Raw genomic sequence first — 13,876 nt, forward strand, 5'->3', positions numbered from 1 at the left:
ATGGACGACATGCGCATCGTCGTATTGGCCGGCGGCATCGGGGGCGCCCGGTTCCTGCTCGGGGTGCGGGCCTACGCCCGCGAGGTGGGCGCCGCGGTGACCGCCGTGGTCAACGTCGGCGACGACCTCTACGTGCACGGGTTGAAGGTCTGCCCCGACCTGGACAGCGTCATGTACACCCTCGGCGGCGGGGCCGACCCCGAGCGGGGCTGGGGCCGGGCCGGGGAGACCTGGGCGGTGCGCTCGGAGCTGGCCGCGTACGGCGCGGAGCCGACCTGGTTCGGGCTCGGCGACCGCGACATCGCCACCCACCTGGTCCGCACCACCATGCTCACCGGCGGGTACCCGCTGTCGGCGGTCACCGAGGCGCTGGCCACCCGCTGGCAGCCGGGCGTACGGCTGATGCCGGCGACCGACGACCGGCTGGAGACGCACGTCGTGGTGAGCGACCCCGACGGCGACGTCCAGCGGGCGATCCACTTCCAGGAGTGGTGGGTGCGGTACCGGGCGGAGATCCCCACCCACCGGTTCGTCTTCGTGGGCGCGGAGGCCGCGAGGCCCGCGCCCGGCGTGCTCGACGCGCTCGCCTCGGCCGACGTGGTGCTGGTCGCGCCGAGCAACCCGGTGGTGAGCGTCGCCCCGGTGCTGGCCGTGCCGGGGCTGCGCGAGGCGGTCACGGGCGGGCCGGCCCCGGTGGTCGGGGTCTCCCCGATCATCGGCGGCGCGGCGGTGCGCGGGATGGCCGACCGCTGCCTGGCCGTGGTCGGCGTGGAGTGCGACGCGGCCGGGGTCGGCGGCCTGTACGGCAGCCGGTCCTCCGGCGGGCTGCTGGACGGCTGGCTGGTGGCCCCCGAGGACGCGGGGGCCGTGGTGCCGGGCGTGACCGTCGGGTCGGCCCCCCTGTTGATGACGGACGAGACGGCCACGGCGGCGATGGTCCGGGCCGCGTTGGAGCTGGTGTGAGGCTGGAGATCCTGCCGGTGCTGGGCATCGGCGACGTGACCGAGGGCGACGACCTGGCGGCGATGGTCGCCACCGCGGCACCGTGGCTGCACGACGGCGACGTGCTGGTGGTGACCAGCAAGATCGTCTCCAAGGCGGAGGGGCGGCTGGTGGACGTGCCGGCCGACGGGCCGCAGCGGCTGGCCGCCCGGGACGAGGCGCTGGCCGCCGAGACGGCCCGGGTGGTCGCCAGCCGGGGCGCGACCCGGATCGTGCAGACCCACCACGGCTTCGTGATGGCCTCGGCCGGGATCGACGCGTCGAACGTGGACAAGACCCGGCTGGTGCTGCTGCCGAAGGACCCGGACGCCTCGGCGCGGGCCCTGCGGGCGGCGCTGCGCGAGCGCTACGACCTGGACGTCGCGGTGATCGTCAGCGACACCATGGGCCGGCCGTGGCGCAACGGGCTCACCGACGTGGCGCTCGGGGTGGCCGGGATGCCGGCTATCCGCGACCACCGGGGGGAGATCGACCCGTACGGCAACGAACTCCAGCTCACCCAGATGGCCGTGGTGGACGAGCTGGCCGGCGCGGGTGAACTGATCAAGGGCAAGTGCGAACAGGTGCCCGTCGCCGTGGTGCGCGGCTACCTCCCGGCCACCTGGGACGACGACCTCGGTGCGCGGGCGCTGGTCCGCGACACCGAGCTGGACCTCTTCTCGCTCGGCACCGCCGAGGCCAGGGCTGCCGGTATGGCCGCCGGGCTGGCCGCCGCGGCGGTGCTGCCCGACGCGCCCGGCGACGCGCCGGCCGACCCGGCGGCGGTGCGGCGGGCGATCGCCGCCGTGGCCGACGTGGTCGCCCCCGGCACGGTCTTCACCCACGTCACCGACGACGAGGTACGCGCCGCGCTGGTCGCCGCCGTCCCCGGCTGGCCCGAGCGGGCCGCCGACCTGGTGCTCGGCGAGCCGCCGGCCCCGGCGGACCGGGCCGACCTGGTGCGCTTCGGCGCCGATGTGCAACGCCTGCGCACCGCGCTGGCCGCCGAGGGCGTCCCGTCGGCCCTGCTGCCGGCCCCGGCTGGCGGCACGGCCGGCGCAGCCCTGGCCCTCTGAGGCCGCCCTCGCCATCTGACGGCACCCTGGCTCTCTGCTGCGCCCACCGGCTCCCCGGCAGCCGGCCGGCGCGCCCCCTCAGCCGTGGAGGGGCTGCCCTCAGCCGTCGAGGACCGCGCGGCCCAGCGGGGTGAGGGTGTGCAGGACGGTGTTGCGGTCCCGGTGGCTGACCAGCAGGCCGGCGTTGCGCAGCACCGTCGCGTGCTGGCTGGCCGCAGCCGGCGAGATGCGCAGGCGGCGGGCCACCTCGCCGGTGGTGCAGCCGTCGTCGGTGGCCTCCAGCACCGCCGCCCGCGTCCGGCCGAGCAGGGCGGCCAGCGCCTCCCGGCCGCCCCCGGCCCCCGCCGCGCCCTCGGGCCCGGCCCCGGGCGCGCGGACCAGCCCGCCCAGCCGGTCCACCGGGTAGACGAGCACCGGCGGCAGGGCCGGGTCGAGCAGCGCCACGGGCGTGCCCGCGCAGAAGAACGAGGGCACCAGCAGCAGCCCCCGCCCGTCCAGGTGCAGCTCCCGGCTGTCCGGGTAGTCGTGTATCTCCAGCACCCCCGCGTGCCACCGGGCGAGCGGGCGCAGGCTGGCGAGCAGCCCCTCGACGCCCCCGTCGAGCAGGACCCGGGCGCGGCGCATCCGGTCCGCCTCCACCGCGGCCTGGACGTGCGGCCAGTACGGGCCCACCGCCAGCGACCGGTACTGCTCCATCGAGTCGGTCAGGCGGCGCAGCATCTCGGGCTCGCCCCGGGCCAGGGCCGCCGCCCAGGAGGGCACGGAATGCTCCGCCGAGAGCCGGGTGAGGTCCCGGCGCAGCAGCGGCGCGGGAGTGCTCCGTACGGCCTCCAACCCCGCCTCGACGCCCTGGACGCTCTCGTACGGGGTGAGGAAGTCGGGAAAGTAGCCCCGGCCGGGGTTGACCGCGAAGAGCAGCCGGACCTGGTCGGTGCCGGGATGGCGGCGCAGCTCCCGCAGGACGCCCCGGTGCCAGCCGGAGGTCAGCGGGTCGCGGCTGCGTGCCTGGAGCGCGTGCACGCTGAGGGTCAGCTCCCACAGCGGGTCCGCGCCCGGGGCCACCCGGGTACGGAGAACGTCGTCGGGCGAAAAGTGGATCCTCAGCATCGGAGCGCTCCCGCGCCGGCGGGCCGAAGGCGTGCCTGCCGACCGTCTGCACTGTACCCGGGCGGCAGATATCTCCACTTTTAAGCCTGGACTGAAAAACCTCGACCACCCCGCCGGACTTCGGCAAGCTCTGGGGGTGCCCCGGCACGCCGCCGGTCCGCCGACGCGGCCCGGGGCGCCCGGCCGGGCGAGATCCAGCGGTCGGGCGGCACCACGAGGGCCTGCGGCCCATCGCTCCGCAGGGGTGCCGCCCGCCCGCCGGCCCGCGCACATAGGCTGATCGCGTGCCAGAGGTAAGGAAGGGCCCCCGGTTAACGCCTCCGGTAGAGCAGGGGCCCCCTCTTAACAGCGCTCCCGCCGGGGCGTACGCGGACCTGCACGCCGACGCGACCGCCGTACTGGCCGGGTGGACGCCGACCGGCGCGGCGGCCGGCCTGGCCCGCGACCGCACCCTCGACCTGCTGGCGGCCGGCCCCGTCGCGCTGGCCCGCGAGCACCGGGTCGGTCACGTCACCGCCAGCGCCCTGGTCCTCGACCCCACCGGCGGGCGGGTCCTGCTGTGCCTGCACGGCAAGTTCCGCAAGTGGGTGCAGCTCGGCGGGCACTGCGAGCCCGGCGACCGGACCCTGGCCGGGGCGGCGCTGCGCGAGGCGGTCGAGGAGTCCGGCATCTCCGGCCTGGTGATCGATCCGACTCCGATCGACGTGGACGTCCACCCGGTGGCCTGCGGGGGCGGGTCGCTGCACCACGACGTGCGGTTCGCGGTGTTCGCCCCGGCCGGCGCGGTCGAACGGGTCAGCGACGAGTCCGAGGCGCTGGGCTGGTTCCCGCCGGACCGGCTGCCCGAGCCGCTGGCCGGCGGCACCGCCCGGCTCGTCGCCCCCGCACTGGCCGCCCTGCGCCGCCGGACGCGGCTGAGCTAGGCCGGGGCAGTGCCGCCGGGGGATGCGCCCAGGAAGGCCAACGCGAGGAAGATCGCCGCCACCGAGGACTGCTCCGTGACCGCGCCGTCGAGAACCAGTTTGAGCGCCCCCGTCGGGGCCACCAATCCGACGGCGGGTTGATCGGGTTCGTCCGCCTTCGGCCGGCGCAAGGGATCGACCAGTCGCCCCCGGGCGAGAAAGACGAAGATTCGGGCCGCCGAGCCGGCGGCGTCTCGGTCGAGTACGCCGATGCGGGTGACGGCGGACGCGACGAATCCCGCCTCCTCGAACAGTTCCCGCCGGGCGGCGGCAGCCGGGTCCTCGCCGGGTTCCACGCCGCCGCCCGGGAGTTCCCAGTCGCTCCGATTGATGCCGCAGCGGTACTGGCGCACGAGGACGATCTCGCCTTCCTCGGTGACGGCGCAGGTCAGCGAGACATCGGCCCGCTGGACCAGGTAGTAATCGGTCAGTCGGCGTCCCGCCGGATCGGCGAAGTCGACCCTCTCGACGGTCATCCAGGGCGTGCGTAGCACCTCTTCGGCGGAGTGGCGCGTCCACGGGGCAGACTCCGCCGAGGCCCAGAGCCGGATCGGCCCGTCAACCGACGACATCGCGGCTGACGCTCCAGAGAAGTTCGTACTGTTGGAGGAAGTATGCAAACAGGTCATCGTCTTCCGCACCGTTTCCGGGGCGCAGCACCAGGCCGGGGCGAAGATTCGCCGAGGCTCGGTACGGCAGTAGCTCGACCTGAATCCGGCCGTCGGGAGCCTTGGTGTCGACCATGATGACATTAACCGTCGGGATGATGTCGTAGGAACGCACGTCGAACCTGCCGCCCTGCTGTCGAGCTTCTCTGGCGAGGGCGATCATCGCCTCCTGGCTTCTCCGCAGTTCGCGGTGAAACGAATCCTCCTCGCCGAAGAGTCGCCCCGCGGCGAGATGCACCTGCCGCATTCCGTTGCCGCCGTCGAGCAGCAGGATCCGAACATGGCAGGTCATGGACTTCTCGATCAGAAGTGCCCGGTAGTGCTCGGCGAAATGAATCAGCGTGGTCCCACCGACGAGGATGGACTCGCGGGCGGGTTTGAGCAGCGGCAGCAGCGGGATCTCCCGGCGCGTGCTGCGCACCAGGGTGGCGACCTCGACCGGAAACCGGGAGCGGGCGGCCAGGAGTTCGCTGAACTCGTCCATCCGCCGCGCCAGGTCGGCGCCGTTGGCCTCCACGGCTCGGTGGGTGCGTTCTAGCAGGCTCTTCCGCTCCAGCAGCGCGGAGGCGAAGAACAGCGACAGCGCGAGCAACGTAATCTGCGGTATCCGCTGGGCCAACCAGGCAAATCTGTCGAGACCCACGGTCAGGTCGATGGTGGAAATCGTCGCCGAGGCCACCAGCAGGAGGACGACGACGGCGTCGGACAGGCGCGTGCCGGCGACCTGCCATCGTGCCGGCCGGTGCGCCGCTCGCGGATTCACCATGTCGTCGCCCCCAGCGTCACCGGTATGTCCGCGCCCGTGATCCCCGACGCGGCGTCGCTGATGAGAAATTCGACCGCCGCGGCAATCTCCTCCGGCGCCAGCAGACGTCGGGCGGCGGTGCTGGCCGCATATCCGGCCAGCACTTCCGCCTCGGTACATCCGGCGGCCTGGGCCGCCGTCCGGGCGGAGCGGCGCAGCATCGCGGTGTCCACCGGCCCCGGCGAGACCGCGTTCACCCGCACACCGCTGTCGGCCAACTCCAGCGCACACACCCGCGTGAACATGACCAACGCCGCCTTGGCCGCACAGTAGGCCGCGTTCCCGCGTTCCGGAACCCGAGCGGCCTGGGAGGAGATGTTGACGATGCTGCCGGCTCCGCGGCGCCGCATCGGGGCAGTGACGGCGTGGCTCAGTTCAACGGCTCCGAAGAGGTTGACGTCGAAGGTGTGCCGCCAGGCGTCCGGATCGCCCCACCGACACACTCCGGCGTTGTTGACGAGCACATCGATGCGGCCGTGCTCGCGCATCACCCGGTCCACCAGTTCCGCGACCGCGCCGCCGTCCCGTACGTCGAGCGGCTGGACGGTGAGACCCGGAGCAGCGACGGTCGGCGCGTTCCCGCCGGGTCGGAAGGTGGCGACGACCAGATGCCCTGATCGGTTGGCGAGCGTCCGGCAGATCGCACCGCCGATCGCACCGCCCGCACCGGTGACGATGGCGACCGGAGCGTGGCCGCTCACGCGGAACCATCCGAGCCGACGAGACCCACCAAATCATCGATTCCCACATCGTTCGCCACCACCGCCGCTCCGATGGTCGTTGGCAGCACCACCCGCATGGATCCGGCCCGAACCAGGGCGACCTGTCGCAACGCCGTTCGGTACGCCCGGAGGCCGGCCGGCGAGAAGGCGTGGCCAGTGGGCAGGCCATGCGCGCGGAGAACGGCGGAGACACGGTCGCCGCTCGCGGCATCCAGCAATCCCCGTCGCACAGCAATCCGGGTGGCGGTCGCCACGCCGATGGCGACGGCCGCCCCATGGCTCACGGTGTGCTCGGTGGTGGTCTCGATGGCGTGTGCGGTCTCGTGCCCGAAGTTCAACAGCCGGTCGAGATTCGCCTCGAACGGATCCGGTGTCAGCAGCCGCAGTTTGGCGCGGATCGCCCGCCGGATCACCCGATCCGTGGTTTCGTCGTCTCCCCGCAACCTGCCCCCGGTGGACTCGATCAGCGCGAACAGGTCGGCGTCGGCAACGAGGGCCACCTTGACGATCTCCGCCATGCCGTCCCGCCAGGCCCCGTCGGGACACGTGTCGAGTAGGTCGGGATCCACAAGCACTAGCCGGGGATGGTAGAAGGTACCGAGCATGTTCTTGCCAACCGCGGTGTTCACCGCGACTTTCCCACCAATGGCCGCGTCGACCTGGGCGCAGAGGCTGGTAGGGATTGAGGCGTACGGCACACCGCGCAGATAGCACGCGGCGACGAACCCGACGGAGTCGGTCGTGCTCCCCCCGCCCACGGCGACGAGGGGCGTGGTGCGATCCGCTCCCAGCGCGTGCAGTCTCGCGATGAGGTCGGCGAAGTCGGACAGCGTCTTGGCGTTCTCGCCGACACGGATGGTCAACTGGTCGACGTGTCGGAACGCTGCGGACAACGCTGACTCGACCTGTCCCCCGAGCTTCGCGGCGACCGCCTCGTCACTGATCCACACGACCCGGTCGGCCGAGGTGAGCCCGTGTAGGACCGGCCCGGCGGAGGAGACGGCTCCCCGGTGCACGACCAGTCGGCATGTCGAGGGTCGTTCGAACCTCAGCGTGACGTCCATTGTCCCCGGCATCGCACCACTAGTCCTTCCCGGTCGACCTTCGGTGTGAACACACGGCTCTCGTCGCCCACGATGCGGTGCCACCGGGCTCGTACGTCATCCCGGCACCGCGGATCGACCAGTGCCCAGACCGCGCCGCCCGCGCCGCCCCCACAGAACCGCGCGGCGCCTGCCTCGGGTGTAACCGCCCCGGCGAGAGCGTGCCCGACGGGGGTCAACGTCTCGGGCCAGCGGTCCAGCCGGAGCCGGCACTCGCGCCGGAGGTGCTCCGTCGCGTCCCTCCAATCGTCCAGGCTCATTGACACGCCGAACGCACGGGTTACCAGCGCGCTCTCCAACCAGACCCGGGCCGGTTCCTTCCGCGCCGAGCGCACCCAGACCGCGGTCATCCCGCCGTCGGAATGCGCCTCGTCGGTGAGAGCGAGGAGAAGACGCCGGTCGAGCTGGGCGCAGAGCGCGGGGTCGGTCAGCTCCGACCGCTCGAATGGCGGCTCCCGCGATGGCGGATGCCAGTTCCACAGGGACACGCCGCCGAAGGCGGCGGCGAGGTGATCCTGCAGGCCGACCGGAGTGGGGCTGGTCGCCGCCTCCAGCCGATGCGCGAGGAGGGCGCCGGCCGATCTGGTCAGCGACCGGTGCGGAAAGTTCGCGAAGGCGTCGGCGGCGGTCACCAACGCCACCATCGCCGCCCCCGAACCGCCCAGGCCCATACCGGGTGGAAGAGAAGGCACCATCCGCACTGTGACACCGGTCAGCCCGAAATGCGACAGCGCCGCGACGAAGAGCCGGTACCGCGGGTTGTGGGGCACCTCGTCCGGCGAGTCGAACAGCTCACCGCCCATCTCGTCGATGATTTCCACGCGGTTGTCGATCCGGGCGGCGAGGGTCACGCCGACCCTGCGATCGATCGCTATGTTCACCGTGCAGGGGGCGGCACAGCGAGAAGCGACGGCGATATCTGGCAGATCAAGGGCGTTTCCGCAGTCCACCCGCAGGGGTGCTGAAGCCGACACGAACGAGGTCGGTGACCGGCCGCCCCGCACGGCGGCCTACCGCACCACGACGCGTCGAACGTTCACCGGCATCCGGACCTCCGCAGGACGAAAACGTTTCGCCAGCGTCGCCGACACCATCGGCCGCGTCAAGACCACGCTTGGTGACAGCCGGGCCGGCCGGTGTCCGGCCTGCTCAGAGGAAGGCCTCGCCTCCGTCGCTCTGCAACGCTCCGACCAGGCTCTTGACCTCCTGCGCCCGGCTACGGTCGGCGATCAGCAGCACGTCCGGCGTGTCGACCACTATCAGGTCCCGGACGCCGAGACTGGCAACGAGCCGCCCGGACTGTGGGAGCACGACCAGCCTCTCACTGTCCTGCAGGAGCACCCGGGACTTGCCCGTCGTCCCCTCCTCGCCGCCCCCGATCACCGTGTTCTGGTCGCCCTGCTGGCGCAGCACCTCGCCGAGCGTGTGGAAGTCGCCCACGTCGTGCCAGCCGAAGTCGGAGGGAACGGCCGCTACCAGGCCCGCCTCTGCTGCCCCCTCCATCACGGCGAAATCGACGGAAATCTTCGGCAGCCCGGGCCACACCTCATCGAGCACCGCGTCGCGCTCGGGCTGGTCCCAGGCGTCAGCAATCCTCAACAGGCCCTCGTGCAACGCCGGCTGCTGACGCCGCAACTCGTCAAGGAACACGTCGACCCGCCAGACGAACATGGACGCGTTCCAGAAGTAGCGGCCGGAGCGAACGTACTCTGCCGCGACGTCTGCGGTGGGCTTTTCCTTGAAGTGCGTCACCCGCCGGATCGTGCCGTCTCCGACCGGCTCGGCGCACTCCACGTATCCGTAGCCAGTCTCTGGGTGAGTCGGAGTGATGCCGAAGACCATGAGCCGACCGTCCCGCGCCCCCCGCTCTGCTGCTCGCACGCACTCGACGAACCGCTGGTTGTCTCGAACGATGTGGTCCGCCGAGAAAGCACCCATCAGGGCGGTCGAATCGATCCGAGCGATGAGCGCGGCGGCCAGCCCGATCGCCCCGCAGGAGTCCTTCCCGGAGGGCTCGATGAGGATGTTCGACTCGGCCAACATGGGAAGCTGCCGGGCCACCGCCGCCGCATGGGCGGTGCCAGTCACCACGTACGTGCGCTCGGGGCAGGTCACCGGGGCGAGCCGATCGACCGTGCTCTGCAGAAGGGTCGCCGACGTGCCACCGAGCGCGTGCAAGAACTTCGGGTTACTCGCTCGCGACAGCGGCCACAGACGCGTGCCGCTGCCCCCGGCGGGAATCACGATGTGAAGCATCCGACCATCATGCCTGAAACCGAAAATAGGGCATGTCTGGTGTTGAGAACTCGCTCCGACCGAAGCATCAGGCGCGGGCCCGGCTCCACGCCGCGATGTGCACCTCGGCGCTGGACTCCCAGGTGAACTCCTTGGCCCGGTCGAAACCGGCCTTGGCCAGTGAGGAGCGGCGCTGCTCGTCGTCGAGCAGGGCCGCCAGGTCGGTGGCGATCTGCTCCGGGTCCTCGCTGGTGTAGGCCACCGCGTCGCCGCCGACCTCCGGCAGCGACAGTCGGGGGGTGGTCAGCACCGGCGCGGCGCAGGCCATCGCCTCCAGGATGGGCAGCCCGAAGCCCTCGCCGTACGAGGGGTAGGCGGCGACCAGCGCCCCGCCGAGGAAGCCGGGCAGGTCGGCGTAGCGCAGGTAGCCCGGGCGGAGCAGCCGCAGGTGCGACGGCACCTCGGCGACGGCGCGGTCGATGTCGTCGTCGTGCCCCTGCCCGCCGGCGACGACCAGGGCCGGCGGGTCGGCCCGGTCGGCGACGGCGCGGGCCCAGCCCCGGATCAGGTTCGGCACGTTCTTGCGCGGCTCCTTGGCCCCGAGGAAGGCGATGTAGCTGCTGTCGCCGAGCCCCAGCCGGGCCCGGACCCGGGCCTTCTCCTCCTCGCCCGGGGCGTGGAAGGCGGCGTGGTCGACCCCGTGGTACGCCACGTCGATCCGGGTCGGGTCGGCGTCGAGCAGCCGGATCAGCTCGTCCCGGGTGGCCTTGCTCGGCACGATCACGCGGCTCGCCCGACGCAGCGAGGTCTTGATCGCGCTGCGGAAGAACGTGCGGCGGGACTTGTCGTAGTGCTCCGGCTCGGTGAAGAACGTCGCGTCGTGCACGGTCACCGTGACCGGACAACCCGCCCGCAACGGGCAGGTGTAGAAGGGCGAGTGCAGCACCTGCGCGCCGACCTGCTGGGCCAGCAGGGGCAGGCCGGTCTGCTCCCAGGCCAGGCGCGCCGGGCGGTGGGCCACGGCAGCGGGGGCGGCGACGATCTCCGCGCCCGGCAGCATCCGGGAATAGCGCTCCAGGTCGGTGCGGAGGCTGACCACGGCCAGGTCGACCCCCTGGCCGCACACCTTGCCGAGAGCGCCGAGGAGGCCGTCGACGTATCGACCGACGCCGCCGCGATCGGCGGGGACACTCGTGGCGTCGATGAGTACGCGGGGCGGGCGACCGGCGGTCACGGGGCGACTCCTTGAGATGGCGCGAATGTGGGGAACAACACTTCGGGCAAGCCTACGCCCGCGCCCCGCCCGGTCGCTGACTGCGACCCGACCGTTGGCCGACTTGTCACCGTCACGTGCCTTTGCTCCGGGGGCGTATCGTCGCGGCGATGGCCGACGACATTGCCCGGGCGTTCGCCGACGCGATCGCGTCCGACCCCGCCCGACCGCTGCTGACCTGGTACGACGACGCCACCGGCGAGCGCACCGAGCTCTCCGGGGCGACGCTGGCGAACTGGGTGGCCAAGACCGCCAACCTCCTCGTGGACGAGGCGGCTGCCGGCCCGGGCGAGTCGGCCGGCGTGTTGCTCCCGCCGCACTGGCAGACCGCCGCCGTGCTGCTCGGCTGCTGGTCCGCCGGGCTGGCCGTGGCCGACCGGCCGGGCCCCGTCGAGGTGCTCTTCGCCGCCGCCGACCTGGTCGCCGAGGCGGACGCCTGGCCGGCCGGCGAGCGGTACGCCCTCGCGCTCGCCCCGTTCGCCCTGCCCCTGCGCGAGGTGCCCGCCGGCTTCGCCGACTACGTGGTGGCCGTCCGCGCGCACGGGGACCACTTCGCCCCGTACGGCGGGGGTGGGCCGCAGGACACGGAGCTGCTGGCCCGCGCGGCGGCCCGCGCCACGGAGCTGGGGATCGCCCGGGGCGACCGGGTCCTGCTGGACACCGCCACCCACCCCGACCCGGTCGACTGGCTGCTGGCCCCCCTCGTGGCGGGGGCGAGCACGGTCCTCTGCGCCAACCTGGACCACGCCCGCGTCGCCGCCCGCGCGGAGACCGAGCGGGTCACCCGCACCCTGGCCTGACGCCGGCCCGGGACGCGAGCGGCGCTGCGGCCGGGGCGCGGGCGACCCCGGCTCGGGGCGCGGGCGCCCCCGGCTCAGGCCGCGAGCCGTGACCGGCTCGGGGCGCGGGCGACCACGGCCCCAGGGCGCGGGGCGTCGGCTCAGGACGGGCGACGCTGGGCGAACGCGGCGAAGGCCGTCAGCGACTCCGGGTTGGCCAGCGCGCCCTTGGCCGCCGCCCGGTCCACGGGGACGCCGGTGAGGATCTTCTTCACCGGCACCTCCAGCTTCTTCGCGCTCAGGGTGCGCGGGACGGCCCGCACCTGGTGGATCTCGTCGGGGACGTGCCTCGGCGACAGGGCGGTACGCAGCTCGCGGCAGATCCGGCGGCGCAGCTCGTCGTCCAGCTCCAGCCCCTCGGCGAGCACCACGAACAGCAGCAGCTCCCCCGCGCCGCCCTCGTCGTCCTCCAGGTGCACCACCACCGAGTCGACGACCTCGTCCAGGCCCTCGACGACCGAGTAGAACTCGGCGGTGCCGAGCCGGACGCCGCCCCGGTTGAGGGTGGCGTCGGAGCGGCCGGTGATCACGCAGCCGCCCCGGGAGTTGATCGTGATCCAGTCGCCGTGCCGCCACACGCCCGGGTAGACGTCGAAGTACGCCTCCCGGTAACGCTCGCCGTCCAGGTCGTTCCAGAAGCCCACCGGCATGCTCGGCATCGGGGCGGTGATCACCAGCTCGCCCAGCTCGCCGACGACGGACGTGCCGTCGGCGGAGCGGGCCTCCACCCGCGCCCCGAGCGCCCGACAGGTGATCTCCCCCGCGTGCACCGGCAGCAGCGGCACCCCGCCGACGAAGCCGGTGCACACATCCGTGCCGCCGGAGAGCGACTGGAGCTGGAGCCGCCCGCCGACGTTGTCGTACACCCAGGTGAAGCCCTCGGCGGGCAGCGGCGCGCCGGTCGAGCCGACCCCGCGCAGCGCGGACAGGTCGGCGACGTCCCTCGGCACCAGCCCGCCCTTGCGGCAGGCCAGCAGGAACGGCGCGGAGGTGCCGAAGTACGTGGTGCCGGTCTCGGCGGCCAGCCGCCACAGCGCGCCCAGGTCGGGGTGGCCGGGGTTGCCGTCGAACAGCACGATCGCCGCGCCAACGGCCGGCCCGGAGACGAGGAAGTTCCACATCATCCAGCCGGTGGTGGTGAACCAGAGGAACCGGTCGCCCGGCCCCAGGTCGTGGTGCAGGGCGAGCATCTTCAGGTGCTCCAGCAGGATGCCGCCGTGGCCGTGGACGATCGGCTTGGGCAGCCCGGTGGTGCCGGAGGAGTAGAGCACGTAGAGCGGGTGGTCGAACGGCACGGCGGCGAAGGTCAGCGGCTCGTCGGTCGGCGCGGCCAGCTCCGCCCAGCCGATCGCCCCGTCCGGGGGGTCGCCGGCCGGGTCGAGGTACGCGACGGCGACGGTGTGCTCCAGCGACGGCAGCGCGGCCCGGATGGCGGCCACCTCGGCGCGCCGGTCGACGGGCTTGTCGCCGTACCGGTAGCCGTCGACGGCGACGAGGACCTTCGGCTCGGTCTGCTGCCAGCGGTCGGTGACGCTGCGGGTGCCGAACTCGGGGGCGCAGGACGAGAAGATCGCGCCGAGGCTGGCCGTGGCCAGCAGCAGCACGTACGTCTCGGGGATGTTGGGCGCGTACGCGGCCACCCGGTCGCCGGGGCCGACGCCGAGCCGGCGCAGCCCGGCCGCCACCCGGCGGACCCGCTCGCGCAGCTCGGCGGCGGTCAGCGTCTCCGGCGCGCGGGTCTGCCCGTGCGCGACCACCACCGGGTCGTCGTCGCCCAGCCCCGGCATCCGCAGCACGTTCTCGGCGTAGTTGAGGGTGGCCCCGGGGAACCAGCGGGTGCCCGGCATCGCCGGGTCGGTCAGCGTGGCCGTCGGCTCGGCGTGCGCGACGACGGCGAAGTGGTCCCAGATCGAGCGCCAGAACGCGTCGAGGTCGGTGACCGACCACTGCCACAGCGCGTCGTAGTCGGCGAACTCCAGCCCTCGGTGCTCGGCCAGCCAGCGCAGGTAGGCACCGATCCGGGACCGCTCGCGCACGTCCGCCGGCGGCGTCCACAGCACGTCACCCACAGCTCCACCCTCCTCCGGGTGCCCGGAAGGAAGGGC

At 73.1% G+C, this 13,876-nt stretch carries 13 protein-coding genes; 4 read left to right on the top strand and 9 right to left on the bottom strand.

All coding sequences use genetic code 11. The features are described from left to right. Positions 1 to 9: 9 nt before the first annotated feature. Entirely contained in the window at positions 10 to 963 is a 954-nt protein-coding gene (gene cofD / locus LPU43_RS08400; RefSeq protein WP_229399681.1) for a 2-phospho-L-lactate transferase, read from the top strand. Beyond that, positions 960 to 2,057 carry a coenzyme F420-0:L-glutamate ligase gene (locus tag LPU43_RS08405; protein WP_229399682.1) on the top strand — a complete coding sequence of 366 codons (1,098 nt, stop codon included), beginning with the start codon at positions 960 to 962 and terminating at the stop codon, positions 2,055 to 2,057. Before cofD ends, LPU43_RS08405 begins: the two co-directional genes overlap by 4 nt. A gap of 99 nt (positions 2,058 to 2,156) precedes the next feature. Here LPU43_RS08405 and LPU43_RS08410 read toward each other — a convergent pair whose 3' ends face one another. Continuing rightward, positions 2,157 to 3,164, bottom strand: coding sequence for a winged helix-turn-helix domain-containing protein (locus tag LPU43_RS08410; RefSeq protein ID WP_229399683.1), 1,008 nt, complete (start codon positions 3,162 to 3,164; stop codon positions 2,157 to 2,159). Between the two features lie 374 nt (positions 3,165 to 3,538). On the opposite strand from LPU43_RS08410, the gene LPU43_RS08415 reads away from it, so the two are divergent. Beyond that, complete coding sequence (locus LPU43_RS08415) at positions 3,539 to 4,087, top strand: NUDIX hydrolase (protein WP_229399888.1); 549 nt, start codon at positions 3,539 to 3,541, stop codon at positions 4,085 to 4,087. On the opposite strand, the gene LPU43_RS08420 is transcribed toward LPU43_RS08415, so the two are convergent. The 7 genes from LPU43_RS08420 to LPU43_RS08450 form a co-directional block, all read right to left on the bottom strand. Next, complete coding sequence (locus tag LPU43_RS08420) at positions 4,084 to 4,602, bottom strand: NUDIX hydrolase (protein ID WP_229399684.1); 519 nt, start codon at positions 4,600 to 4,602, stop codon at positions 4,084 to 4,086. The two genes, LPU43_RS08415 and LPU43_RS08420, sit on opposite strands and share 4 nt — an antisense overlap. 82 nt (positions 4,603 to 4,684) lie before the next feature. Next, on the bottom strand, positions 4,685 to 5,560 hold the full coding sequence (locus LPU43_RS08425; protein ID WP_229399685.1) for a DUF5919 domain-containing protein: 876 nt from the start codon (positions 5,558 to 5,560) through the stop codon (positions 4,685 to 4,687). Beyond that, positions 5,554 to 6,300: an SDR family NAD(P)-dependent oxidoreductase gene (locus LPU43_RS08430; RefSeq protein WP_229399686.1), complete on the bottom strand. Its 747-nt coding sequence runs from the start codon at positions 6,298 to 6,300 to the stop codon at positions 5,554 to 5,556. The genes LPU43_RS08425 and LPU43_RS08430 overlap by 7 nt, the downstream gene beginning before the upstream one ends. Then, positions 6,297 to 7,385 carry a 3-dehydroquinate synthase family protein gene (locus LPU43_RS08435; RefSeq protein WP_229399687.1) on the bottom strand — a complete coding sequence of 363 codons (1,089 nt, stop codon included), beginning with the start codon at positions 7,383 to 7,385 and terminating at the stop codon, positions 6,297 to 6,299. Before LPU43_RS08435 ends, LPU43_RS08430 begins: the two co-directional genes overlap by 4 nt. Further along, positions 7,370 to 8,275 carry a GHMP family kinase ATP-binding protein gene (locus LPU43_RS08440; protein WP_229399688.1) on the bottom strand — a complete coding sequence of 302 codons (906 nt, stop codon included), beginning with the start codon at positions 8,273 to 8,275 and terminating at the stop codon, positions 7,370 to 7,372. The genes LPU43_RS08435 and LPU43_RS08440 overlap by 16 nt, the downstream gene beginning before the upstream one ends. A 298-nt stretch (positions 8,276 to 8,573) precedes the next feature. Next, on the bottom strand, positions 8,574 to 9,680 hold the full coding sequence (locus LPU43_RS08445; protein WP_229399689.1) for a mannose-1-phosphate guanylyltransferase: 1,107 nt from the start codon (positions 9,678 to 9,680) through the stop codon (positions 8,574 to 8,576). A gap of 67 nt (positions 9,681 to 9,747) precedes the next feature. Continuing rightward, on the bottom strand, positions 9,748 to 10,893 hold the full coding sequence (locus LPU43_RS08450) for a glycosyltransferase family 4 protein (RefSeq protein WP_229399690.1): 1,146 nt from the start codon (positions 10,891 to 10,893) through the stop codon (positions 9,748 to 9,750). 149 nt (positions 10,894 to 11,042) lie between these two features. Here LPU43_RS08450 and LPU43_RS08455 point away from each other — a divergent pair, with 149 nt between their 5' ends. Next, complete coding sequence (locus tag LPU43_RS08455; protein ID WP_229399691.1) at positions 11,043 to 11,732, top strand: TIGR03089 family protein; 690 nt, start codon at positions 11,043 to 11,045, stop codon at positions 11,730 to 11,732. Between the two features lie 140 nt (positions 11,733 to 11,872). On the opposite strand, the gene LPU43_RS08460 is transcribed toward LPU43_RS08455, so the two are convergent. Next, positions 11,873 to 13,840 carry an acetoacetate--CoA ligase gene (locus LPU43_RS08460; protein ID WP_229399692.1) on the bottom strand — a complete coding sequence of 656 codons (1,968 nt, stop codon included), beginning with the start codon at positions 13,838 to 13,840 and terminating at the stop codon, positions 11,873 to 11,875. Positions 13,841 to 13,876 lie beyond the last annotated feature (36 nt).

Source organism: Micromonospora okii (assembly GCF_020884795.1).
Classification (GTDB): Bacteria; Actinomycetota; Actinomycetes; order Mycobacteriales; family Micromonosporaceae; genus Micromonospora; species Micromonospora okii.

Coding starts and splice junctions, on each gene's coding strand:
- LPU43_RS08435 (WP_229399687.1), bottom strand. CDS start 7,385: ATGGACGTCACGCTGAGGTTCGAACGACCCTCGACATGCCGACTGGTC.
- LPU43_RS08455 (WP_229399691.1), top strand. CDS start 11,043: ATGGCCGACGACATTGCCCGGGCGTTCGCCGACGCGATCGCGTCCGAC.
- cofD (WP_229399681.1), top strand. CDS start 10: ATGCGCATCGTCGTATTGGCCGGCGGCATCGGGGGCGCCCGGTTCCTG.
- LPU43_RS08410 (WP_229399683.1), bottom strand. CDS start 3,164: ATGCTGAGGATCCACTTTTCGCCCGACGACGTTCTCCGTACCCGGGTG.
- LPU43_RS08445 (WP_229399689.1), bottom strand. CDS start 9,680: ATGCTTCACATCGTGATTCCCGCCGGGGGCAGCGGCACGCGTCTGTGG.
- LPU43_RS08425 (WP_229399685.1), bottom strand. CDS start 5,560: ATGGTGAATCCGCGAGCGGCGCACCGGCCGGCACGATGGCAGGTCGCC.
- LPU43_RS08420 (WP_229399684.1), bottom strand. CDS start 4,602: ATGACCGTCGAGAGGGTCGACTTCGCCGATCCGGCGGGACGCCGACTG.